The sequence below is a fragment of the Oleiphilus sp. HI0079 genome, from assembly GCF_001635105.1.
Genome location: NZ_LWFT01001153.1, coordinates 1 through 518, shown reverse-complemented (window position 1 = coordinate 518; position 518 = coordinate 1). Strand labels below are relative to the sequence as shown.

Genomic DNA, 518 nt, shown 5'->3' with positions numbered 1-518 from the left:
CATCGCGATCTCTATATCTCTAACGCTTCAAGGGTGCGGGTTTCATGTCCGCACCGCAGACTTGGACTCTCTAGGCTTTAGCGAGGTAAGCCTTAGTTGCGATAAAACCTCATCTTGGGATTTATGTCAGGAACTGGAAAGGGAGCTAGCAAGCCACAAAGTGACAATGACAAAAGACGCGCTTTTTGAGCTTCGAGTTTTTAGTATCGAAGCAAAAGAACGCGTGTTTACGTTGAATCAAGACGCAACGGCGGATGAATACGAACTGACTCGCTCCTTAAAGTTCTCGCTCAAAGAATCCGCAAGCGATGAATCCCAGTACACGAACGAAATCAGTGCTCGACGTATATATCGCCATAGCTCATCTGAATTACTCGCAAAAGACCGAGAGCAAGCGGCGATCACAAAAGCNCTAGATCAAAGTCTAGCGCAAGAGATCATTCGACAACTAACTCTTATTCGTATCGGTAATTGAGACGTGCGGCTTAAACCAGCACAATTACGCTCACATCTAGAGG

1 protein-coding gene is annotated in these 518 nt (G+C 46.2%); it reads left to right on the top strand.

Features of this window, described 5'->3' with window-relative positions; translation table 11 throughout:
* The coding region (gene lptE / locus A3750_RS20450) for an LPS assembly lipoprotein LptE (RefSeq protein WP_197475201.1) at window positions 1-475 on the top strand (475 nt) is incomplete at its 5' end.
* Between the last annotated feature and the right edge of the window lie 43 nt (window positions 476-518).